This window comes from Vibrio jasicida 090810c (assembly GCF_002887615.1).
GTDB lineage: Bacteria > Pseudomonadota > Gammaproteobacteria > Enterobacterales > Vibrionaceae > Vibrio > Vibrio jasicida.
Genome location: NZ_CP025792.1, coordinates 3,444,016 through 3,467,002, shown reverse-complemented (window position 1 = coordinate 3,467,002; position 22,987 = coordinate 3,444,016). Strand labels below are relative to the sequence as shown.

Annotated in this window: 18 protein-coding genes; 7 read left to right on the top strand and 11 right to left on the bottom strand. The window is 44.7% G+C overall.

All coding sequences use genetic code 11. From position 1 onward, the window contains the following. Positions 1–127: 127 nt before the first annotated feature. Positions 128–2,188 (top strand): methionine--tRNA ligase, encoded by a 2,061-nt coding sequence (gene metG, locus C1S73_RS16565; RefSeq protein WP_038869424.1) that lies wholly within the window; start codon positions 128–130, stop codon positions 2,186–2,188. 208 nt (positions 2,189–2,396) lie between these two features. After that, positions 2,397–3,203 carry a hypothetical protein gene (locus C1S73_RS16560; protein ID WP_038869422.1) on the top strand — a complete coding sequence of 269 codons (807 nt, stop codon included), beginning with the start codon at positions 2,397–2,399 and terminating at the stop codon, positions 3,201–3,203. Positions 3,204–3,274: 71 nt separating this feature from the next. Here the strand turns inward: C1S73_RS16560 and fadR are convergent, their stop codons facing one another. Next, positions 3,275–4,114 (bottom strand): fatty acid metabolism transcriptional regulator FadR, encoded by an 840-nt coding sequence (fadR, locus tag C1S73_RS16555; RefSeq protein ID WP_038869421.1) that lies wholly within the window; start codon positions 4,112–4,114, stop codon positions 3,275–3,277. Between the two features lie 639 nt (positions 4,115–4,753). Here fadR and nhaB point away from each other — a divergent pair. Further along, complete coding sequence (gene nhaB / locus C1S73_RS16550) at positions 4,754–6,340, top strand: Na(+)/H(+) antiporter NhaB (RefSeq protein WP_038869420.1); 1,587 nt, start codon at positions 4,754–4,756, stop codon at positions 6,338–6,340. Between the two features lie 86 nt (positions 6,341–6,426). Then, complete coding sequence (gene dsbB / locus C1S73_RS16540; RefSeq protein ID WP_038869418.1) at positions 6,427–6,963, top strand: disulfide bond formation protein DsbB; 537 nt, start codon at positions 6,427–6,429, stop codon at positions 6,961–6,963. Positions 6,964–7,042: 79 nt separating this feature from the next. Here the strand turns inward: dsbB and C1S73_RS16535 are convergent, their stop codons facing one another. Beyond that, positions 7,043–7,651 carry an SEC-C metal-binding domain-containing protein gene (locus C1S73_RS16535; protein WP_038869417.1) on the bottom strand — a complete coding sequence of 203 codons (609 nt, stop codon included), beginning with the start codon at positions 7,649–7,651 and terminating at the stop codon, positions 7,043–7,045. A 187-nt stretch (positions 7,652–7,838) separates the two neighbouring features. On the opposite strand from C1S73_RS16535, the gene dusC reads away from it, so the two are divergent. Then, positions 7,839–8,798 (top strand): tRNA dihydrouridine(16) synthase DusC, encoded by a 960-nt coding sequence (dusC, locus tag C1S73_RS16530; protein ID WP_038869415.1) that lies wholly within the window; start codon positions 7,839–7,841, stop codon positions 8,796–8,798. Positions 8,799–8,873: 75 nt separating this feature from the next. On the opposite strand, the gene C1S73_RS16525 is transcribed toward dusC, so the two are convergent. From C1S73_RS16525 to yfbV, 6 genes are all read right to left on the bottom strand, one after another. Next, positions 8,874–10,334, bottom strand: coding sequence for a GGDEF domain-containing protein (locus tag C1S73_RS16525; RefSeq protein ID WP_038869413.1), 1,461 nt, complete (start codon positions 10,332–10,334; stop codon positions 8,874–8,876). 112 nt (positions 10,335–10,446) lie between these two features. Next, entirely contained in the window at positions 10,447–12,273 is a 1,827-nt protein-coding gene (gene malZ / locus C1S73_RS16520; RefSeq protein ID WP_038869411.1) for a maltodextrin glucosidase, read from the bottom strand. 139 nt (positions 12,274–12,412) lie between these two features. Further along, positions 12,413–13,207, bottom strand: coding sequence for an ABC transporter ATP-binding protein (locus C1S73_RS16515; protein WP_038869408.1), 795 nt, complete (start codon positions 13,205–13,207; stop codon positions 12,413–12,415). Continuing rightward, positions 13,204–14,139, bottom strand: coding sequence for an ABC transporter permease (locus tag C1S73_RS16510; protein ID WP_038869407.1), 936 nt, complete (start codon positions 14,137–14,139; stop codon positions 13,204–13,206). Before C1S73_RS16510 ends, C1S73_RS16515 begins: the two co-directional genes overlap by 4 nt. Positions 14,140–14,193: 54 nt before the next feature. After that, positions 14,194–15,159, bottom strand: coding sequence for an ABC transporter substrate-binding protein (locus C1S73_RS16505; protein WP_038869404.1), 966 nt, complete (start codon positions 15,157–15,159; stop codon positions 14,194–14,196). 319 nt (positions 15,160–15,478) lie between these two features. After that, the gene (gene yfbV / locus C1S73_RS16500; RefSeq protein WP_038869403.1) at positions 15,479–15,931 is read right to left on the bottom strand and encodes a terminus macrodomain insulation protein YfbV; all 453 of its coding nucleotides are present in this window, start codon (positions 15,929–15,931) and stop codon (positions 15,479–15,481) included. A 344-nt stretch (positions 15,932–16,275) separates the two neighbouring features. Here yfbV and C1S73_RS16495 point away from each other — a divergent pair, with 344 nt between their 5' ends. Beyond that, on the top strand, positions 16,276–17,472 hold the full coding sequence (locus C1S73_RS16495; protein WP_038869402.1) for an acetate kinase: 1,197 nt from the start codon (positions 16,276–16,278) through the stop codon (positions 17,470–17,472). 135 nt (positions 17,473–17,607) lie between these two features. After that, entirely contained in the window at positions 17,608–19,773 is a 2,166-nt protein-coding gene (gene pta / locus C1S73_RS16490; RefSeq protein WP_038869401.1) for a phosphate acetyltransferase, read from the top strand. 60 nt (positions 19,774–19,833) lie between these two features. Here pta and C1S73_RS16485 read toward each other — a convergent pair whose 3' ends face one another. From C1S73_RS16485 to C1S73_RS16475, 3 genes are all read right to left on the bottom strand, one after another. Further along, positions 19,834–20,454: a hypothetical protein gene (locus C1S73_RS16485; protein WP_005439641.1), complete on the bottom strand. Its 621-nt coding sequence runs from the start codon at positions 20,452–20,454 to the stop codon at positions 19,834–19,836. Between the two features lie 160 nt (positions 20,455–20,614). After that, on the bottom strand, positions 20,615–21,886 hold the full coding sequence (locus C1S73_RS16480) for an MgtC/SapB family protein (protein WP_038869400.1): 1,272 nt from the start codon (positions 21,884–21,886) through the stop codon (positions 20,615–20,617). A 137-nt stretch (positions 21,887–22,023) separates the two neighbouring features. After that, a complete protein-coding gene (locus C1S73_RS16475; protein WP_038869397.1) occupies positions 22,024–22,968 on the bottom strand; it encodes a glutathione S-transferase family protein in 945 nt (314 codons plus the stop codon). Between the last annotated feature and the right edge of the window lie 19 nt (positions 22,969–22,987).

Here is a 22,987-nt window from a genome sequence, read left to right as displayed (position 1 = left end):
CCCAGCGGCGAGATTCAGAACCCCAAAAAAACTAAGGCAATCCATGGTTTGATGCCTTGGCGTTAGGGAACTCATGGGGTAGTATTAGTCTCTATTTTTTATACCTATCAAAAAGCGATTATTAAGTATGGCAAACGATCCAAGAAAACTGCTGGTAACTTGTGCCCTTCCGTACGCTAATGGTTCGATTCACCTAGGTCACATGCTTGAGCACATTCAAGCTGACATCTGGGTTCGCTACCAACGCCTGCGTGGCAACACTGTAAACTTCATCTGTGCTGACGATGCTCACGGCACGCCAATCATGCTAAAAGCACAACAGATGGGTATTACGCCAGAAGAGATGATCGCTGCAGTGAGCGAAGAGCATCAAAAAGACTTCGCTGGCTTTGATATTAGCTTTGATAACTACCACAGCACACACTCAGAAGAGAACCGTGAACTGGCTTCTCACATCTACCTTGAGCTGAAGAAAAACGGTTTTATCTCTAGCCGTACTATTTCTCAGTTGTTCGATCCTGAGAAGGAAATGTTCCTACCAGATCGCTTCGTTAAAGGTACTTGCCCTAAGTGTAAGTCAGAAGACCAATATGGCGACAACTGTGATAACTGTGGTGAGACGTACAGCCCAACTGAACTGATTAACCCAAAATCAGCAGTATCTGGCGCAACTCCAGTAATGAAAGACTCTGAGCATTTCTTCTTCGACCTACCTCAGTTCGAAAGCATGCTAAAAGAGTGGACACGCTCTGGCTCACTGCAAGCTGAAACAGCAAACAAAATGCAAGAATGGTTCGAGTCTGGTCTGCAACAGTGGGATATCTCTCGTGATGCGCCTTACTTCGGTTTCGAAATTCCTGGTGAAAAAGACAAGTTCTTCTACGTATGGCTAGATGCACCTATCGGTTACATGGGCTCATTCAAGAACCTATGTGACAAGCGTGATGACCTAGACTTCAACGAATACTGGAAGAAAGACAGCACTGCTGAGCTTTACCACTTCATCGGTAAAGACATCGTTTACTTCCATAGCCTATTCTGGCCTGCGATGCTAGAAGGTTCTGGTTTCCGTAAGCCAAACAACGTATTCGTACACGGCTACGTAACAGTAAACGGCGCTAAGATGTCTAAGTCTAAAGGCACATTCATCAAAGCGAGCACGTACCTAAACCACCTAGACCCTGAGTGTCTACGTTACTACTACGCAGCGAAACTAAATAGCCGTATCGATGACCTTGACCTTAACCTTGAAGACTTCACTCAACGTGTAAACGCTGACGTAGTAAACAAGATTGTTAACCTAGCTTCTCGTAACGCAGGTTTCATCACTAAGCGCTTTGAAGGCAAGCTATCTGCTGAATTTGCGGAACCAGAGCTTTACAACGAATTTGTTGCAGCTGCTGAGCGCATCGGTGAGCTGTACGAAACTCGTGAATTCAGCCGTGCTATCCGTGAAATCACAGCGCTAGCAGACAAAGCGAACCAGTACATCGATGAGAAAGCACCTTGGGTTCTTGCAAAAGAAGAAGGTAAAGAGAAAGAGCTTCAAGAAGTTTCTTCTGTAGGTATCAACCTATTCCGCGTACTAATGGCTTACCTGAAACCAGTGATGCCTGAGCTTGCGGCTCGCACTGAAGCTTTCCTAAACGAAGAGCTAACGTGGGAAGGCGTTGCTACTCCGCTAACTGATCACGAGATCACTAAGTTCAAAGCGTTGTTTAACCGTATCGATCCTAAGAACATCGAAGCAATGATCGAAGCATCGAAGGAAGACGCTGCGGCAGAAATGGCAGCAAAAGAAAAAGCGGAAGCAGAAAAGAACAAAGCTAGCCAAACTGAGCTAGATAAAGAGCCAATCGCTGAAGAGATTGAATTTGACGCGTTCGCAGCCGTTGATATGCGTATTGCTCGTATCATCTCGTGTGAAGAAGTGCCAAAAGCGAACAAACTACTGAAGTTCCAACTGGACATCGGTGGTGAGACTCGCCAAGTATTCTCTGGCATCAAGTCAGCATACAAACCTGAAGAGCTAGAAGGCAAGCTAACTGTTATGGTTGCTAACCTAAAACCTCGTAAGATGAAGTTTGGTATGTCTGAAGGCATGATCCTAGCAGCGGGGCCAGGCGGCAGCGACCTATGGATCCTTGAGCCACACGAAGGTGCTCAGCCAGGTATGCGTGTAATGTAATTCATTACGTTATCGTATTGCTTAAAAATCCCTGCCAATTCGGCGGGGATTTTTTTTGACCAAATTCACACTTTTGGTGAGAGTACGCACCAAATTTGTACGCCTCATTTTAATCAAAACTTATAACACTCTGTTTTTATTGACTTTAGTTATTGGCATTAAAACTGCTCTTACTTGCTAGGTCAAAAGCACTAACAAGGAGTTGGTTATGTTTGTTTTGATTTCAACTTTCATTTCAATTGCCATTCTGGCGGGGATTTATCACTTGGCTGCGAAGCGCGAGAAGCAACATGCTCGTAAATACCAGCTGCTCAGTTTATTGCGTGATATTGTCTACCTATTACGACGTCATCGAGCAATGACTCACCACTCTCTCCAATATCATCAAAACCACGAAAATGAGATAGAACACGTCCATCGTGAGTTGAGCAATAAGTTACACCTATTACTTGATACGTCACACTTCGAGAACAAACCCATGTATCGCGTGCTGCAAATCAAAATCGATAAACTGATGGAGCAATGGGAGGATAACTCTGTAGCACGTAATCAGATGGAACATGGCCGGTTAATTCGTCACTGTTTGTTCCTGATGGATGAAGTGACCATTGCGTGGTTGGCTATCGCTCAAAGAGATGAACTTAATGACGAATATCACATGAATTGGCAAACTGTCATCGACAGCTTAGAAACATTAACTCAGTTACGGATCAGTATCCAAGATATGGAAGATCGCGGCGGTCCTGAACGAATGCGCAATTATGCGTCAGTAATGATAAGAAGGCTTAATCAGCTTGCGGTTATCAGCCCTTTGAGCCTTGCCTCTCCTACATCAGTAAGTTCCATACAGGCACTCAACGAATACATTGATGGGGATATCAACACGCTTAAAGTAGAGAAGTTGTATGATATTACTTCGGATTTATCTTTGACTATATTTAACACTTACGACCACATTCTGTCAGATATTATTGAAGTCCTGTATCAACCGCTACCAAAGTTATCTTTAGCCTAGTAATTAAAATAAAAAACCGCAGTCGAGTGACTGCGGTTTCTTTATTCTTGAAAACGTCGTTAAGTTGAAGCTTAGCTGTCGTCTTCAGTGAAGTTGGTTGGAAGTTGCAGCTTCATCTCATTCCAGATCTGTGCACTTTCCATACCGTAATGACGAATCAAAATCGGTAGCTGATCACGCTGACCTGTTTCACAGGTTTCAAACAACTGACGGTAGAACCTCAATGCCAGATCACGTGATGCTGGGTTCGAGAAGTAGTAGCTGCCTACACGATCATAAAGCTTTCTCAAACCGTTAAAAATCAAGCCGTAAATTTGGTTGCCAGAATGGAATGCAAGGCGTTGAAACAGCATGTAGTCATAGAAGTTGAACGTCTTAGCAATCAAAATCTCTTGGCGTTTTGCTTCATCTTTTTCGTTGTCTTCTTTGACACTTTGCAGGATTTTGTCTGCATATGGAGACGCGGCAATAAAGTCATCCCAAGAAGGTGCGCTAACAAGTGCTTCACAAGATTCAATTACGTTCTGGATTGTACGCTCAGACGCCTCTTTGTTTGCTTTGAACGCATAGCGCATAAAAATTGGACTGATATTCGTACGTGCCGCAAGCAAATCTTCAACGATGTTTGTCGCGTTATCAACATCTAACGTCATTAGCGTGTCCAAGATATGCAGACCAGAAGTCTCCATGAATTGGTTCACTTTGGTTGGTTTACCATGCTGGATAGTCAACCATCCATCACGAGCAAGACGTTGCAATACTTCACGTAGTGTAGTTCGAGTAACCCCGATCAGTTCAGATAGTTCACGTTCAGCGGGTAAAATTGAGCCAGGAGGAAAACGGCCGTTCCAAATGCTCTCGATTATGTATTTTTCTGCGAAACCCGCAGGGCTCTTAGCCTTAATGACCATTCTGTTTTTATCCAATATTGATTTCTAAGGGTCGATACCACTCATCATACCACTACTTAACGATTAGCGAAAATTAACGATCAATAAATGAAACGATTTCTCAATATAGAGTTAATACTCTACATATATCTTCAATTTAAAATACCAACCACTTGGAACCAAAGGCGCAAAAGTCATATTCTGTATAAAATACAGCAGTCATAAAGTCATATAAAATAAAGCCTACCTCGTCACATTTTTCTGCTCAAAATATGCAAAATAAATTTGTGTTTTACGATTAATATTCTTTCTTAATTGATCTTTTCTCGTAATTGACTTCGTTTTAAATTCCAAGGTGATTTTTTTTAAGCTTTTCGTGGTATAGTAACGCCGTTTTGATCGCGTTATTACAAATAAAAAGCAGTTTTAGTCGGAAGCATCACGTTTTGTTATTGACTATAAAATGCCGAGGTGTAGAGTTGCGGTCGAAAGTGAGCGGTGCTTAAGTTCAGGGGAAGTAACTTGGCAAGACTACAGTAAGACAATGGATTGTTGTTTTTCTAAGTTATTGTTTTAAAAGACTAAATAATAAGTCTAACAAACAGATACTTAAGCACTATTGTAGTGTCTATTCATAATTTTGTTATAAAGAGAATTATCATGCCGATGTCGCTCGGAAATGCCTTTATCAAGAACTTCCTTGGTAAAGCGCCTGATTGGTACAAAGTTGCCATTATAGCCTTCCTAATTATTAACCCGATTGTTTTCTTCTTAATTGACCCATTTGTTGCAGGTTGGTTGCTAGTAGCGGAATTTATTTTCACATTAGCAATGGCGCTGAAGTGTTACCCACTTCAACCCGGAGGCCTCCTCGCAATAGAAGCGGTTGCTATCGGTATGACTAGCCCTGCCCAGGTGAAGCATGAGCTAGTTGCAAATATCGAAGTACTTCTACTATTGGTATTCATGGTTGCGGGTATCTACTTCATGAAACAGCTTCTGCTGTTCATTTTTACGAAGATCCTGCTTGGTATCCGTTCTAAAACGTTACTTTCGCTCGCATTCTGTTTCGCTGCCGCGTTTTTGTCAGCATTCTTGGATGCGCTGACCGTAATCGCAGTTGTTATCAGCGTTGCCGTTGGTTTCTACTCGATTTACCACAAAGTGGCTTCAGGAAACCCAATTGGCGACCACGATCATACTCAAGATGACACCATCACTGAGCTAACTCGTGACGACCTAGAAAACTACCGTGCTTTCTTACGTTCACTGCTTATGCATGCTGGTGTAGGTACCGCACTAGGTGGCGTAACGACGATGGTTGGCGAACCTCAAAACTTAATCATTGCTGACCAAGCTGGTTGGTTCTTTGGTGAGTTCTTGATTCGCATGGCGCCGGTAACACTTCCAGTCTTCTTCTGCGGTTTGATCACTTGTGCAGTTGTAGAGAAGCTGAAAATTTGTGGTTACGGTGCACAACTGCCTGATAACGTTCGTCAAATCCTTGTTGATTTCGACCGAGAAGAACGCAAAACACGTACAAATCAAGACGTTGCTAAACTTTGGATTCAAGGTCTTATTGCCGTGTGGTTAATTGCAGCACTTGCACTACACTTGGCAGCAGTTGGTCTGATTGGCCTTTCGGTAATTATCCTCGCGACTTCGTTCACGGGTGTGATTGAAGAACACTCAATGGGTAAAGCTTTTGAAGAGGCTCTGCCATTCACGGCACTACTAGCGGTATTCTTCGCGATTGTAGCCGTTATCATTGACCAAGAGTTGTTTAAACCTGTTATCGACGCGGTTCTCGCCGTTGAAGACAAAGGTACGCAACTTGCGTTGTTCTATGTCGCAAACGGTCTATTGTCGATGGTATCGGATAACGTATTCGTAGGGACAGTCTACATCAATGAAGTGAAAGCGGCATTGATCGACGGTCAAATCACCCGTGAACAATTCGACCTACTTGCAGTAGCAATCAACACAGGTACTAACCTACCTTCTGTTGCGACTCCAAATGGTCAAGCAGCCTTCCTATTCTTGCTAACATCTGCACTGGCACCATTGATTCGTCTATCATACGGCCGCATGGTTGTCATGGCATTGCCATACACTATCGTACTTGCTCTTGTAGGTTTGATGGGCATCATGTTCTTCCTAGAACCTGCAACCGCATTCTTCTACGATGCTGGTTGGATTGTGCCTAGTAGTGGTGATCTAGCACCCGTTATGTCAGGTGGACACTAAAAATATGAGTTGATTAGGAAACTTATCCACGTTAAAAAGCTCTGAGTAATCAGAGCTTTTTTATATTTCAGACAGGATTGAAACCCGTGACTATTTTCGCATCACTAAACCAGTTTTCGAAGGGACGCTTATCTTGGCTTCTACTTCTTCTTGCTATTGTCTTCTTTGAAGCCTGTGCCCTATTTTTCCAGCACATTATGATGCTAGCCCCTTGTGTTATGTGTATTTATGAACGCGTAGCCATGCTAGGTATTGGGGCAGCTGCAATGCTCGGCCTTATTGCACCAAACAACCCAATCACGCGTTGGATTGCGCTTGCAGCTTGGGGAGCAAGTGCATATAAGGGTTTAATGCTGGCAATGCAGCATGTCGATTACCAATTTAATCCATCGCCGTTTGCTACATGCGATCTCTTTGTTACGTTCCCAAGCTGGGCGCCATTAAATCAATGGGCACCATGGATGTTTGAAGCGTATGGTGATTGTGCAAAAATCGTATGGCAATTCTTTGGATTATCGATGCCACAATGGCTCGTGGTTATTTTTGCCGGCAACTTGATCGCTTTTGCTTTTGTTCTTATTGCTCAATTTGTAAGCCCAAAAAGAAAGAACCCGATCCAATAACACGGTTCAATAACCAAGCGATAGTTATGAAAAAGCCGACCTCAGGTCGGCTTTTTCACGTCAAGTCAGCGAGTGAAATCTACTTCCCACAGCACTGCTTAAATTTCTTACCACTCTCACATGGGCATGCATCATTACGGCCTACACCTTTGAATGGATTTAAGCTCTTCGACTTTTTACCGACCATCAGCTCATCAGCGCCTAATGCGACTTCGTTGATCATTAAGTCAAGCTGGTCCACAAAATCAGAAAGCGCAGGCGGTGTTACGATGCCAGCATCACGCATTTGTTGCTGTGTTTGCTCTTCATCAATCGCCAACATCATTGTCGTCAATAATGCTTGCAGCATGCGCTCTAAGCCATCATTAAGCGCAACGTCATGCCATTGTTCCTCAATGGTTGTCCATACAGACATAAAGCCTTCAGCAAAGTCTGCTAGTTGCTCTGTATTGCTATCTGTTAACTCCAGAATCGAGTATTCATTACGCAGGATATAGTTGTGCTGCTTGTGAATCTGTTCTTCTACTGCTGGTTGAATCGCTTTAAAACCCTCACCTAATAGCGGCTCTAGCCAAGTTTCTGGAGCTAAAGGTTTCGTCGTTAAGTTGGCTGCGAGTACCGCGCCTTCAATAAAAAGTGAAGACTCATCTAGCTGGACTTCACCTTTTTCTATCAATGTATATTGCATGACATCTGGTTTCCCATGAATTTGGCGGCATTATACCTCAGAGCTTATACCCAAGTAACCTCGAGATGCTTGGGTATATAGAATGCAAGTTGATGTCACTCCAAGCGGATGACTCTTTTAATGACAAACTTCACTCACATCGCTACAATCGCCCTCCTTTTTCTCACCAAACTGTATTAGGCAAGCTATGCGAGTTGTATTAGGCCCGATGGAAGGGGTTTTGGACCATTTGATGCGTCAAATCCTGACTGAAATAAACGACTATGATCTTTGTGTGACAGAGTTTGTTCGTGTGATCGATCAGCTTCTTCCAGATCATGTTTTCCATCGCTTATGCCCTGAACTTCTGCAAGGCTCTCAAACTGCATCTGGTGTACCTGTCCATGTCCAACTACTCGGGCAAGAACCAAACTGGATGGCTGAAAACGCTATAAAAGCAGCGGAGCTTGGCGCGCGCGGTATTGATTTGAACTTTGGCTGCCCAGCAAAGTTGGTGAACAAGAGTAAAGGTGGAGCAGCCTTGTTACAGCACCCTGAACTCATCCATAATGTGGTTAAAGCATGTCGCGATGCCGTGCCTAATGATATTCCAGTGACCGCAAAGATTCGCCTTGGCTGGGAGAACCCTGAAGACTGTTTTGAGATTGTAGACGCAATTCAAACAGCTGGAGCGAATGAGCTCACGGTTCATGCTCGTACCAAAGAAGGCGGATACAAAGCTTCTGAAATTAAATGGGAATACATTACGAAGATTCGTGAGCGTTTCGATATCCCATTAATCGCTAACGGCGAAATCTGGAATTATGAAGATGGCCAACGTTGCATTGCGACCACAGGCGTTGATTCTTTGATGGTATGCCGAGGTGCATTCAACATTCCTAACCTTGGAAACATGGTTAAACACAACCACCAGCCTATGCCTTGGTCAGAAGTGGTTGATCTATTGATTTACTACTCACAGTTTGAAATGAAGGGCGACAAAGGCTTGTACTACCCGAATCGCGTAAAACAATGGTTCTCTTATCTGCGACAAGCGTATCCAGAAGCGAAAGAACTGTTCCGAGAAATCCGTACGTTTAACAAAGCCGCCCCTATTGTCGAGTACATTCAACGTTATCGAGATGAATTGCACGCGCGCGTCGCTTAACCTACCGACATAAAAAAGGGCGATGAATTCGCCCTTTTTTATGTCTAATTTCCAACAACAAATTGCTTAAGTCGCTTAATAACAGATTTTGTTCTTACCTGTACTTTTCGCTTCATAAAGCTTTTCATCAGCAAGCTTAAACAGCTCATCAAAACCTTCCAATTGAGCCGCAGACTTAAATTCAACCCCACCCGAAACCGTAAAGCCTCCGTCGACGATTTTAATGGAGTGTTTGGCAATCGCTTTTCTTACACGCTCTAAAATTCTTAGCATGCTGTCAAAGTCTTCATCATAGATAGCCAAGACAAACTCTTCTCCACCAAAGCGTGACGCAACATCGGAATGTCGAATGTTATCTCGAATGCATTTGGCGACTAAGCGAATCGCATCATCACCTACATCATGACCATAAGTATCGTTAATCGCCTTAAAATCATCAATATCAAACACTGCTAAAGCAACGTGCTTTTTGGTCATTTTGTTTCGCCACACCGCTTGAATACCGCGGCGGTTTAATAGTCCTGTCATGGGGTCTTTAGCGGCCAATTCCTTGAAGTAACGGCGCTCTGTTTGTGTATTCACTAGGAACAACGCCACTGTACTCAAAACGTAAATAAAGAAAGCCACAGCCACACTGTATTTCTCAAACGCAATCAGGTTTTTAAATTCATCCCAAAGCTTGTATTCATAAAAAATACTGTGGTTAGCACTTAAACGGTCGTGCTCCACAGGTTGAATTCGCATTGCGTTTTGAGGTATCGGCGTAACGTTAGAAATAATATGCAGCTTACCCGCGAGATTCTCATTGGTCTTGAGGAGTGCATCGACATCAAAATCAATGGATAGAACCCCTTGATGAACAGCCTTCTCATAAATCGGCACTGTTAAGCTGATAACTTGACCATCACGACGTGCCAGCATCGGCGCAGGGCCAGACATGGTGACTTTTACGGTTTCTTGAGCTGTCTTTTGCCAAAATGGTCGCGCTTTTAGCGTATTCCATAGCTCTTGGGAAAAGTTCTCTGCATAGGTGTCTGGTGATGAGATAACGTAGCCACGCTGGTCGATATAGTGGATACCTATAATGTGCGATTCAATATCATGCAGGAACGACAAAGACGGCGCAAAACCCGCTTTCTTTTCTGCCAAATTAAACAGAGCAGAACCTTGCTCACATAATTCTTTTTGACCAACAATCATGTAATCCAGTTCGACCGCAGGTAAACCTCCCGAATGTTTATTTTCTAAGAGCAATACATCGATAGGCCATACGTAACACATGCCATTTCTTATCATGTGGTTGTGTTCTTGAAACAAAGGATGGGCTGGATTTGAGTAATTAACAAAGCTGTAGTCTAAAGCAGTAAGTACTTTAATCGCTCGGTTCAGCGCGCGATCAATCTGCGCGTATTCCAACGTAATGTAGCGATTCATTGCATCGTAATAGTTCTTCGCAGTCACGATCATGACTGCGATAAACAAAAATAGCGGGAAGAAGATGACAAACTTGAGGCTAAATCGCCTTTTATTACCCATTAAACACCATTGTTTCAGTTATTATTTGCCCTCAACAACGTAAGTTACCAAAGGGCTATTTATAGTTTTTCATTTATGTATTCATAAATTTTAATAAATCTGAGCTAACGTGTCACTCCAACTGCCATAATTTGCAGTTCATTGCTGGGATATTGACAGAAAAATGACGTTGCGCATCGATAACTTCACCATTGTCTAATAATTGATGCAAGTGCTTTGCATTTAAGCCAAGTTGCCATAAAGGTAAATTAACAATTTTGTCGTATTCGCTTAAGTTAAATGCCACAACTATTGTTTCTTCTTTCCACTGTCTGGCATACACCATTGTGCTTTCATCACAGTGCAACCATTGTATACTCCCTGACTGTAATGACCTGTATTTATTACGAATTCCAATCAATGCCTGATAGAAAGGAAACCACTGAGAACCATCTAATCCCTCCCAAGGGAAGCAACGTCTATTGTCCGGATCTAAACTCCCTTCTAACCCCACTTCGCTACCATAGTAAAGGCATGGAGTACCGACATAAGTCATTAACAATAACAATGCCACTCGCATTTTTTCTTCATCGCTATTCAAAAGCGTCAGAAAACGGGCAGTATCATGGCTATCTAACTGATTAAGTTGAGAGAGTTGGTTTGCAAATGGAATTTTAGCCCGAGCTTCATCTATCCACTCTTTAAACTCCATGACATCAATATCAATTGGGTCATACATGATGTCTTGTTTGGCAATCAAAGCGCGAACTGGATGAGCAAAGCCGTAATAATTCATCGCGCCATCTTCTTGTCCCCCCTGAAGCCATTGTGTCGCTTCAAAGAAATGCTCCCCTAACACATAGGCATCGGGATTGACCTCTTTTGTGGCCTTGCGAAAAGCTTCCACATAGTGTGCGTTGTTCTTTGCGCCATCGCCCTCACCTAACATATGAATCACATCGAAGCGCCAACCGTCGACAGCATAAGGCGGTTTAAGCCAATATTTGATGACCGACTCTTCACCTTGGTAGATATGGTCACGAACTTGTTCATTCTCAAAGTTAAGAACCGGTAGATTGCCAATACCTTTCCATCCAATGTAATTGTTGGTTTGCCCCTCGAAGAAGTAGTAATCACGGAAGTCAGAATTTGGATTCCCATAAGCCCCTTGGCCTTCTTGTTTAAGATCAAACCAAGGGTGGTGAACAGATGTGTGATTAAACACCGCATCCAAAACAATCTTCATCTGCTTACCACGAATTTGCTCACACAACTGCGCAAACTGCTCATTCGAGCCAAACATTGGATCAATCTTGAAGTAGTCTGTGGTGTCGTATTTATGGTTGCTTGGCGCTGTGAAAACTGGGTTGAAGTAAAGTGCTGTCACACCAAGTTCGGCCAAGTAATCCAGTTTTTTCTCTACGCCTTTTAAGTCGCCACCAAAGAACTCGCGCGCACCCGTATTTTTATGAGAACCAACAGGGTCTCCCCATGACTTAACCAGTGCGTCTGGGTCATAGGCAGCATAATCATCTTGGGTGACTTGCTCAGAACGACTTGAGGCAAAACGGTCCGGGAAAATTTGGTAAAAGACCTGCTCTTGTACCCAACTTGGCGGTTGAGATTGAGTGTTGAGTTTGAAGTGAAACTCTTTGGGCGGCATACGTTTATGTACACCTCTGCCATCGAGCCAAAACTGCTGCTTGCCTTTGAGCAGTTTGAAGATGTAGTGAGTCACATCACGGTCTTTATTTGACGCAAACTGAGCTTTCCAGAGAGTAAGCTCACCAGCTTCTCCGCTGCGTGACATGCTAATCAGGTATTCTTCATTATCCGGTTCACAACGAACGTGCACGCTATCAAAATCAGTGTTCTCGGTTTTCAGGATGACGGTTAGCAAATCGCCATCAAAAGTGAGGCCATCATCAGTTTGGCTATGGAAGATAAATGGAAGGGTCATGGCAAGTGCTCTTAGTATTGGAATATTCCACTATTTTAATTAAGAGTATTTACCGAAAAATCCTCCTTTTAAAACGACCATTTAGGTTATTTCTCAAGGAGGATCACGTTTGGTAGGCGTAGTTCTGTGTTTGCTTAGATTAGTTCAACAATAAACTGTCGTCCGCTAATTCCTCTCCTCGCACCTTTGAGAACATCTCTAGGAGATCCGGAACTTGCATATTGGCACGTTGCTCACCTGCGACATCAAGAACAATCTCACCTTGGTGCAGCATGACCGTTCTGTCACCACAAGCCAGCGCGTCTTTCATTGAGTGCGTCACCATCATCACTGTGAGATTGAACTCGCTGACGATACGCTTGGTTAGATCGATAACAAAAGCCGCCATGCGCGGATCTAACGCAGCAGTATGCTCATCTAACAACAACAGCTTACTGTCTGATAGTGTTGCCATGACCAAACTCACGGCTTGACGTTGGCCGCCTGACAACAGACCAATACTGTCTCCTAGCCGGTCCTCTAAACCCAAGCCAAGAATACTGATTCTCTCCTGGAAAAGTTTACGTCGTTTGGAAGAAATCGCCATTCCCCAACCACGACGCTTACCGCGCATGTACGCTAGAGCCATATTCTCCTCGATGGATAAGTCCCCACAAGTCCCTGCTAAAGGATCCTGGAAAACTCTCGCACACTGCGTAGCACGTTGGTCCACACTCTTTCGTGTTACGTCTTGCCCGTTGATAATGACTTGCCCACCAATCATCGGTGTTTCACCAGTCACCGCACCAAGCAGAGTCGACTTTCCCGCACCGTTAGACCCAATCACAGTGAGGAACTGGTGCTCAGGCACATCCAGAGATACGCCTTTTAACGCTCGGTTTTCCAAAATCGTTCCGGGGTTAAAGGTTACTTGAATATTACTTAACTCAATCATAGCGCCTCCCCTGAACCATTTTTAGATGCCGTTTGTTTGGCGTCATTAACGCGTTGTTTGGCTTTCATTTTTTGTTTTAGCTTTGGTGCAATTAGAGCTACAGCTACAAGCACCGCCGTAACGAGATTCAGGTCGGAAGCCTGTAAGCCAAACATGCCAGAGCTCAGAGCAAACGCGACAGCAAGTCGGTATAAAACCGAGCCAATAATGACCGCACATACCGCCACCCATATTTTGCGACCTGGAATGAGTGTCTGGCCAAGAATCACTGCCGCAAGACCAACCACTATCGTACCGACACCAGAGGTCACATCAGCAAAGCTATTGGTCTGAGCAAACAAGGCCCCAGCAAAGCCAACAAAACCATTAGATAGCGCCAAGCCAAAGTAGGTGTAAAGCCCTGTACTGGCTCCTTGCGCTGCAACCATACGCGCATTGACGCCTGTAGCCCTTAAACCAAGGCCAAAATCACTGTTCAGTAAACGCACCACAAACCAAGCAGAGAACAAGACCAGTACACCGACAACTAACGGCCGGATGTACATAGAGTCCCCTATGGCTTCAAACGGGGTAAGAATGGTGTCTTCACCTAGAAGGGCCATATTGGGCTTGCCCATGATGCGAATATTGATAGAGAACGCCGCAATCATGGTAAGGATGGAAGCTAATAGGTGAAGAATGCCACATCGAACCGCTAGAAAAGCCGTTACCCACCCTGTCATCCCACCAGCAATAACAGCCATTCCGGTGGCAATCCAAGGATTGATGCCCGCAACAATCGCAGTTGCAGCCACGGCAGCCCCCATTGGAAAGCTGCCATCAACACTTAAGTCGGGAAAGTCGAGAACACGAAAAGTTAGGTAAACGCCTAATGCAACCAAGCCATAAATCAAGCCGATCTCAAGCGCACCAAAAAAAGCAAATGCAGACATAACTGCTCCCTCTGCATAAATCAGGTCAGCATTTTACCGACCTGATAAGGACTCTTATTGCATGCTAGTTGCACGTTTCACTACAGCGCTAGGTAACTGTATACCGAGTTTGGTCGCAGCACCTTCATTCACCACTAAGTCAGAGCCTGTCGCAACTTTGACATCTAACTCACCCGGTTCTTTACCTTCTAATATCGCAGCAACATAATCCGCGGTTTGCACACCGACCTGATAGTAGTCAAACCCGAGGCTGGCAATGGCACCTTTTTCAACGTAAGACGTTGCACCACCAAACACTGGCTTCTTCGCCTGATTTGCCGCAACAATCATCCCTTCTATCGCACTTGCGACTGTATTGTCTGTTGGCGCATAAAGCACATCCGACTTAGCGGCAATGGCTTGCGTCGCCGATTGAACATCCGCACTCTTCAATGCTGTCGCTTCCACGACTTCTAATCCATTTGCTGCTGCACTTTCTTTTAGCAGTTGTACCAGCGTCACCGCGTTTGCTTCTCCTGGATTGTAAACCACACCAATGGTTTTAGCGGCTGGGAGTATTTCTTGAATCAAAGCAACATGCTGTGCCACAGGTGATAAGTCAGAAAGGCCAGTGACGTTTTTCCCCGGCTGATGCATGGATTTCACAAGCTTTGCGCCCACCGGATCCGTTACCGCAGTAAATACCACAGGAATTGAACGTGTCGCTGAAACCAGAGCTTGAGCAGAGGGCGTTGCAATACCCACTAAAACGTCTGGATTCTCACCGACGTATTGGCGAGCGATCTGTACGGCAATCGCGGGGTTACCTTGGGCAGTTTTATAATCAAACTCGAGGTTTTTGCCCTCTTCGTAACCTTTGGCTTTTAGACCGTCCAATAAGCCTTGTCGGGTAGCATCTAACGCTGGATGCTCAACGATTTGGGACACCGCTACGGTTGCGGTGTTGGCAAACACGCTGGCGGAAGAAAAAGTCGCCGTAGCAGCTAAAATGGCGGTGGCTAGTAAACGTTTCGTTCTCATCATTACTCCTTGATGTCTCTTCATCCTTGTACCACGAGCGTTCGTAAAAATTATGATGCCAGCATGGTTATTCAGAAGATGGGATGTCGTGTTTTCTGTGCACTTTTTGTGCATCTCGTTTTCATTATTAACGCTAACTCTCGGTAAATAAAAGTAAGATTTAACAACAAAGTAACATTTGTGATCGCGACGCCGCTATAAAGATAGTTTTGACAGCACAGAAAACGGTGGGATGGAGAAATGTAGAACAGACAGAAATGGAGTGACAAAGGCTCACTCCATTTTCATAACATTGACTTGAGGGTTGTTGTTGTCGAGATTAGAACCAGCGCTCCAGCGCAGTTTTATCTAACTGACGGAAAGCTCTGTTCAAGATAATCGCCAATTCTTTGTATCTTGGTTTTGCTTTTGCTGGCTCAAGTGCAAAGCCAGTCTCAGTGATCTTTTGATGCAGTTCTCGGTACCAAGACGCAAGTGCTGGAGGCAATTTGGTATTAGAACGACTGCCTAACCACCACATCCCTTGTAAAGGCATACTGATGGCAAATAATGCGACGACAATGGCTTGCGGTAACGCATTGTAATTGTTAAAAGCCATTTGAGTGAGAACACTGATCGCCGCTACTGCCGGCATCACTTTAATGCCGAAACGCGTTGCTTTGATAATGCGTTGTTCGGGAAAAATGGCGGTCAGCTCTTTACGAACCGGCCAGATCTCCATGTAGTTTTGGCCATCTTTCAGGCTATGGAACAATCCGACTTTATTACTCATACCACTCTCTCACTAAAAAATAGTTGAACATTTCAACTGAAGGCGCAAAAAATTGATGAAAGTTAATATTCTTTCAAAATTTTTTTGTTATCATTGCCTATTATCGCTATCCTTTGCAGACCCTCAATCTCATTGTTGCCGTTATTTACAATTTAAGCAACTTGAGATTCCTATCTGCACGGATCGCATCATAGTGATGGATGGGTTCATCACTATTCTTTTATACGGAATTAGAACGATTTTTGACCAAGATTAGTACGCACCCTCGATGGTATCGTCTATTCTTGTGATTAATTTTTCATCCTTTAACTGATTTTGATCAGACGAATAACAGGTAGTCACACATGTCTAAGCTAGTTTTAGTTTTAAACTGCGGTAGTTCTTCTCTTAAATTTGCTGTTGTTGATGCAGAAACAGGTGCAGAGCACCTATCAGGTCTTGCTGAATGTCTTCACCTTCCTGAAGCACGTATCAAGTGGAAACTTGATGGTAAACACGAAGCTCAACTAGGCAACGGTGCAGCACACGAAGAAGCGCTAGCGTTCATGGTTGAAACTATTCTTGCTTCTAAGCCAGAGCTTAAAGCTAACCTAGGCGCTATCGGTCACCGTATCGTTCACGGTGGCGAACAGTTCACTCAATCTGCACTGATCACTGACGAAGTACTTAAGGGTATTCAAGACGCTGCGACTTTCGCACCGCTTCACAACCCAGCGCACATCATCGGTATCGAAGCTGCTAAGCACAACTTCCCAGAGCTTCAAAACGTTGCTGTATTTGACACTGCGTTCCACCAAACTATGCCTGAAGAGTCTTTCCTATACGCTCTTCCTTACAAACTATACAAAGAACACGGTATCCGTCGTTACGGCATGCACGGTACTTCACACCTATTCATCACTCGTGAAGTTGCAGGTCTACTAAACAAGCCAGTTGAAGAAGTTAACATCATCAACTGTCACCTAGGTAACGGTGCATCTGTTTGTGCGATCAAGAACGGTCAATCTGTAGATACTTCTATGGGTCTTACTCCTCTTGAAGGTCTAGTAATGGGTACTCGTTGTGGTGACATCGACCCAGCTATCGTATTCCACCTACACGACGCTCTAGGTTACTCTGTTGAAGAAATCAACAACATGCTAACTAAAGAGTCTGGCCTACAAGGTCTAACTGAAGTGACTTCTGACTGTCGTTTCGTCGAAGACAACTACGGTGAGAAAGAAGAAGCAACTCGTGCAATGGACGTGTTCTGTCACCGTCTAGCTAAATACGTAGCAGGTTACACGGCTTCTATGGAAGGTCGTCTAGACGCAATCACTTTCACTGGTGGTATCGGCGAGAACTCTGGCCCTATCCGTGAAATGGTTCTAAACCGTCTAGGTATCTTCGGTATCGAAGTTGATGGTGAAGCTAACCTTAAAGCTCGTTTCGGCGGCGAAGGTACTATCACTACAGCAAACAGCCGTATCCCAGCAATGGTTATCTCTACTAACGAAGAGCTAGTAATTGCTGAAGACACTGCACGCCTAGCAGGTCTTTAATAGAATGAACTGGCTAGCCCTCGGCTAGCCAGTTTTTCTTCCAAACGAATTTCTTAGGGGCTCAACTCCTATTCTCTGAACCTCATGGAATAAGAGTTGAGCTTTTATCCCCCAATAGCTAAAGGTACTCTACGAATGTCTCGTACTATTATGCTTATCCCTGCAAGTGCTGGTGTTGGTCTAACTAGCGTAAGCATGGGTGTTCTTCGCGCTATGGAGCGCAAAGGCGTTAAGGTTTCTTTCTACAAACCAATTTCACAGCCACGTTCTGGCGGCGATCAACCTGATCTAACTTCAACAATCGTTGGTTACAACAGCGATATGAAGATCGGTCAACCTCTAGCGATGTCTGTTGCAGAAAGCCTAATCGGTAACGACAACATGGACGAGCTGCTAGAAACGGTTGTTGAACGTTACAACCAAATCAACAAAGACGCAGACGTGACGCTTATCGAAGGTCTAGTACCAACTCGTAAGCACCCATTCGCTAACCAAGTGAACGCGGAAATCGCAGCAACTCTAGGTGCGGAAATCGTTCTTGTTGCAACTCCAGGTACCGATAACCCAGCTCAACTTAAAGAGCGCATCGAAGTAGCATGTTCTAACTTCGGTGGTACTAAGAACAAGAACATCTCTGGCGTTATCATCAACAAGCTAAACGCACCTGTTGACGAAGCTGGCCGTACTCGCCCTGACCTATCTGAAATCTTTGACGATGCAGACAGCGCGAAGCAAAACGAAATGAAAGTGATGGAAATCTTCAACACTTCTCCAATTCGTGTACTAGGTTGTGTGCCATGGAGCATCGATCTGATCGCTACTCGTGCTATTGATATGGCTCAGCACCTAAATGCTGACATCATCAACGAAGGTGACATTGCGACTCGTCGTATTAAGAGCATCACTTTCTGTGCACGTTCTCTGCCAAACATGATTGAGCACTTCAAACCAGGTTCTCTACTTGTTACTTCAGCAGATCGTCCAGACGTTATCGTTGCAGCAGCGCTTGCGGCAATGAACGGCGTTGATATCGGTGCTATTCTATTGACTGGCGGTTACGACATCCCTGAAGAGATTTCTGGTCTATGTAAGCCAGCATTCGAAACAGGTCTGCCGATCTTCAAAGCACAAGGTAACACTTGGCAGACTTCTCTAAACCTACAGAGCTTCAGCATCGAAGTTCCTGCTGACGATAAAGAGCGTATCGAGTTCATCAACGAACACGTTGCGGGTCACATCGACGGTAACTGGATCGAGTCTATGACTGAGGGCACTCAGAAGTCTCGTCGTCTAAGCCCACCAGCATTCCGTTACCAGCTAACTGAATTCGCTCGTAAAGCAGGCAAGCGTATCGTTCTTCCTGAAGGTGACGAGCCACGTACAGTTAAAGCTGCAGCGATCTGTGCTGAGCGCGGCATTGCAGAATGTGTGCTTCTAGGTAACCCAGACGAAATCCGTCGCGTTGCTGAGCAGCAAGGTGTAACACTAGGTGCTGGCGTAACGATCATCAACTCTGATGAAGTTCGTGAAAACTACGTTGCTCGTCTAGTTGAGCTACGTGGCGCGAAAGGCATGACTGAAGTTGTTGCTCGTGAGAAGCTACAAGATTCAGTATTCCTAGGCACTATGATGCTTGAGAACGACGAAGTTGACGGTCTAGTTTCTGGTGCGGTTCACACCACAGCGAACACTATCGTACCTCCGTTCCAAATCATCAAGACTGCACCTGATGCGTCTATCGTATCTTCTGTATTCTTTATGCTGCTACCTGACCAAGTACTGGTTTACGGTGACTGTGCGATCAACCCAGATCCAACAGCGGAACAGCTTGCTGAAATCGCTATCCAATCTGCTGATTCTGCAGCGGCATTCGGTATCGACCCTCGCGTTGCTATGATCTCTTACTCTACTGGTGAATCTGGTAAGGGTGCAGACGTAGATAAAGTTCGTGAAGCAACAAAACTTGCTCAAGAGAAACGTCCAGATCTAGTAATCGACGGTCCTCTACAGTACGACGCAGCTATCATGGAAAACGTTGCTGCTTCTAAAGCACCAAACTCTCCAGTTGCAGGTAAAGCGACAGTATTCGTATTCCCAGACCTAAACACTGGTAACACGACTTACAAAGCGGTACAACGTTCAGCAGACCTAGTTTCTATCGGTCCAATGCTGCAAGGTATGCGTAAGCCTGTAAACGATCTATCTCGCGGTGCACTAGTAGACGATATCGTATACACAGTTGCTCTAACTGCGATTCAGGCAGATCAAGCTGACCAAGCAAAAGAAAAAGCAGTTAACTAATTAACCGCATCTTTCTGAATGAAAAAACCTCGCCACGGCGAGGTTTTTTATTTCATGTTGCTATACAAGAATCGGGTCCATTGGACGATTCAATTGATACTGAACGTTCAAATTCGTATTACTCGATCCGATGTCCCTATACTTCCAACGCACACCTTCATTGAGCTGGCGAGCAACAACGGACTCTACGGTAAGCAAGTTATCATTTTCTATGATGAGTCGATCGCTATCGCTACCACTTGAGGCAGCGCGATAGTGCGTCATGAACCAATCTCGTTTCAACATGTATTGACGCGCGTGGCCAAACTCATGAATAAGCCCAACCGCTGGTGACTGCGTCCCTCTAGATACATTGTTATTTGGCACACGACTGCGTCCAACGGGTTTATTGCGCTTAATGTCGTTTACATTCAAGCTATCAAAAGGATTCCAAGTCACCAAACTGCCGCGAACATTGCAGCCTGCTTGTTTTACGATTTCTGCAGGAAAAAAGCTGCTGGTAGTATCAGTTGTACAAAGTAACGTGACCTCTTCGCCTCCCGAAAGAAAATCTAATAGTGCTGCCGCCGCACTAGATTGACGTAAATAGGCCACAGCGTCGTTGTATTTAGTGATAGGTTGTTCCACGGTTTTCCATTTAAAGCCCGTCCCTTCGACCACTCCTGGAAATACAGTAATCATATCGTTTCTTCCTTGTTCAGATTCCTAGCGCTTGGAACGAAAGCCCAGCACTTGGTGAATCAGTATAGAAAAAGGAATGAGTTTTACTTGATTGATAAGTACAGATTGGAACCTAGCTCGCGACCTAATAAATTGTTTTTGCATCAGACGGTTATTTGTTCTAGAGCGCCAAATAGACAAGCCCACCCAAACAAACCGCACTCAACATAGGTGGAACAACCTTAGCCCACAGTTGACGAGCACCTATCATGAGTACCATCCCCATCTTAACAATGGTATTCACTGACGCCGCGATAAATATCCCGAGCACAGCAACCTCTATCGCCAATGACTGAGTACTTTGACGCCCTAAAGTCAGTGAAATAGCATCAACATCCGTAATCCCTGACACCGCAGATAGAACTAAGATACCCGCACTACCAAACCAATCTGAAAGCGCATGAGATAACAACATAATGATCGCTAATACAACACCAAAGAACAGTGCCGATTGAAGCGCCAACGGGTTAGTCTGTTTGTTCGATTGCTCTATTTTCTCGACTTCACTTCGACGCCATATCCACCAAGCCGGCAAATAAAGTGCAATCATCATGACCAAGACTATCGGCCATAACAAACTAACTAATTGAGGATTGAGAACAGATAGGACAATCAACAAGCGAGGAAACATAGTGCCGCAACTCAATAAGATTCCGCTTGCAAGCAGAGGGCTGATACCTTCCTGCTCACGTGAAAGATGAGAGAACTGCAACGTAAGTGCGGTAGAAGAACTTAGCCCAGCAAAGACAGACGTAAACAAAATGCCCCGCTTCGCTCCACCGATCTTAATCGCGAAATAGCCGACAAACGAAATACTGGCAATCAGCACCACCATCCACCAAATCTCATAAGGATTCAGTGCCTTCCAAGGACCGTACGCTTGGTTAGGTAGAAGAGGCAATAAAACGATGGAAATAAGCAGAAGACGCAAAGCCGCATCCAACTCATATTCTTGTAAACGCTGCAACGCTTGATGAAGCTCTTTCTTATTGTCCAGCACAACTGCAGTGATAACTGCCGCCGCTGCTGCAAGAACGGCCTCACCAGAAACAGCCAAACTACCGAGTACAAACGTAATCACTAAACTGACCACACCTGTAATGCTGATGTCCTCACTCTTTTTTTGCTGAATCACAAATGCAATACAAGCAAGAATAACCAAAGCAATAAGAGCAAAGCCAAGTAACAAAGGCGTGTAGATCTTAGCAAGAATACCGATCAGGCCGCCAAGTAGCCCCACCAAAGAGAAAGTGCGAATCCCCGCAACTCGACTGCCTTCAACACTGTTACGCATTACCCAACCGCGTTGGGTTCCAACAATTGCGCCTAATAACAGGGCAATAAACAGATTCCAAATTAGATGCTCACCACTGACAAACTCATTGACGTCCATACCCCACCTCAGTCCAAGATCGGTCGTTATATCATCAGTTTATGTGTTCATAAGGAATAAGGTGTGACGGTGGAAAGATATTGAGAAAAAGAAAACGCGCCAAATTCAAATGGCGCGTTTCTCGGAGAGCTTAAATTTTAAATTAGGTCCCGACCATGGAGCGAATCCAAATCTATCGCCGGGCCTTTTGGTACCACTTGCGTAGGGTTGATACCCGTATGACTGAAATAGTAGTGACGCTTAATGTGGTAGAAGTCAGTAGTTTCTGCCACGCCTTCTACTTGGTATAGCTCTTTCAAATAGCCTTGAATGTTTGCGTAGTCGGCAATGCGTTGTTTATTACATTTGAAATGGCCTACGTATACTGCGTCAAAGCGAACAAGAGTCGTAAACAAGCGCCAGTCGGCTTCGGTGATTTTGTTGCCCGCTAGGTAGCGATGCGTCGCAAGATGAGCATCGATTTTATCCAGTGCTGCGAACAATGAATCAAACGCCTCTTCGTACGCCTCTTGCGTTGTCGCAAACCCACAACGGTAAACACCGTTATTCACGTTAGGATAAATATAGTCGTTCCACTGGTCGATAACACTTTGAAGTTGCTCTGGGTAGTAGTCATCTTTGTTCCCCGTTAAATCGTTAAACTCGGTGTTAAACATTCGGATGATTTCAGACGATTCATTCGACACGATGGTGTTGGTCTTTTTATCCCATAAAACCGGAACAGTAACGCGACCTGTGTAATCAGACTTGGCTTGAGTGTAGATTTGGTGCATTCGAGTATGGCCAAACAGTGGCTCTGGCAGCCCCATCTGCCAGCCTTCACTTAGCATATCTGGGCAAACGACCGTGACGTCTATGTGTTTTTCCAAACCTTTGAGTTTGCGGAAGATCAGTGTGCGATGTGCCCACGGACAAGCAAGCGAAACATAAAGGTGGTAACGGCCTGACTCAGGTTGGAATGTTGCATCCGGTTTATTCTTTACCCACTGGCGAAAACCCGCATCTTCACGAACGAACTTACCACTGCTTGATTTAGTGTCATACCATACGTCTTGCCAAACGCCTTCAACTAACTTACCCATAACTGCTCTCCTCATATCT

What these genes read in the sequence shown, in the direction of transcription:
- metG (WP_038869424.1), top strand. Translation starts at nt 128, where the DNA reads ATGGCAAACGATCCAAGAAAACTGCTGGTAACTTGTGCCCTTCCGTAC.
- C1S73_RS16560 (WP_038869422.1), top strand. Translation starts at nt 2,397, where the DNA reads ATGTTTGTTTTGATTTCAACTTTCATTTCAATTGCCATTCTGGCGGGG.
- fadR (WP_038869421.1), bottom strand. Translation starts at nt 4,114, where the DNA reads ATGGTCATTAAGGCTAAGAGCCCTGCGGGTTTCGCAGAAAAATACATA.
- nhaB (WP_038869420.1), top strand. Translation starts at nt 4,754, where the DNA reads ATGCCGATGTCGCTCGGAAATGCCTTTATCAAGAACTTCCTTGGTAAA.
- C1S73_RS16535 (WP_038869417.1), bottom strand. Translation starts at nt 7,651, where the DNA reads ATGCAATATACATTGATAGAAAAAGGTGAAGTCCAGCTAGATGAGTCT.
- dusC (WP_038869415.1), top strand. Translation starts at nt 7,839, where the DNA reads ATGCGAGTTGTATTAGGCCCGATGGAAGGGGTTTTGGACCATTTGATG.
- C1S73_RS16525 (WP_038869413.1), bottom strand. Translation starts at nt 10,334, where the DNA reads ATGGGTAATAAAAGGCGATTTAGCCTCAAGTTTGTCATCTTCTTCCCG.
- malZ (WP_038869411.1), bottom strand. Translation starts at nt 12,273, where the DNA reads ATGACCCTTCCATTTATCTTCCATAGCCAAACTGATGATGGCCTCACT.
- C1S73_RS16515 (WP_038869408.1), bottom strand. Translation starts at nt 13,207, where the DNA reads ATGATTGAGTTAAGTAATATTCAAGTAACCTTTAACCCCGGAACGATT.
- C1S73_RS16510 (WP_038869407.1), bottom strand. Translation starts at nt 14,139, where the DNA reads ATGTCTGCATTTGCTTTTTTTGGTGCGCTTGAGATCGGCTTGATTTAT.
- C1S73_RS16505 (WP_038869404.1), bottom strand. Translation starts at nt 15,159, where the DNA reads ATGAGAACGAAACGTTTACTAGCCACCGCCATTTTAGCTGCTACGGCG.
- yfbV (WP_038869403.1), bottom strand. Translation starts at nt 15,931, where the DNA reads ATGAGTAATAAAGTCGGATTGTTCCATAGCCTGAAAGATGGCCAAAAC.
- C1S73_RS16495 (WP_038869402.1), top strand. Translation starts at nt 16,276, where the DNA reads ATGTCTAAGCTAGTTTTAGTTTTAAACTGCGGTAGTTCTTCTCTTAAA.
- pta (WP_038869401.1), top strand. Translation starts at nt 17,608, where the DNA reads ATGTCTCGTACTATTATGCTTATCCCTGCAAGTGCTGGTGTTGGTCTA.
- C1S73_RS16485 (WP_005439641.1), bottom strand. Translation starts at nt 20,454, where the DNA reads ATGATTACTGTATTTCCAGGAGTGGTCGAAGGGACGGGCTTTAAATGG.
- C1S73_RS16480 (WP_038869400.1), bottom strand. Translation starts at nt 21,886, where the DNA reads ATGGACGTCAATGAGTTTGTCAGTGGTGAGCATCTAATTTGGAATCTG.
- C1S73_RS16475 (WP_038869397.1), bottom strand. Translation starts at nt 22,968, where the DNA reads ATGGGTAAGTTAGTTGAAGGCGTTTGGCAAGACGTATGGTATGACACT.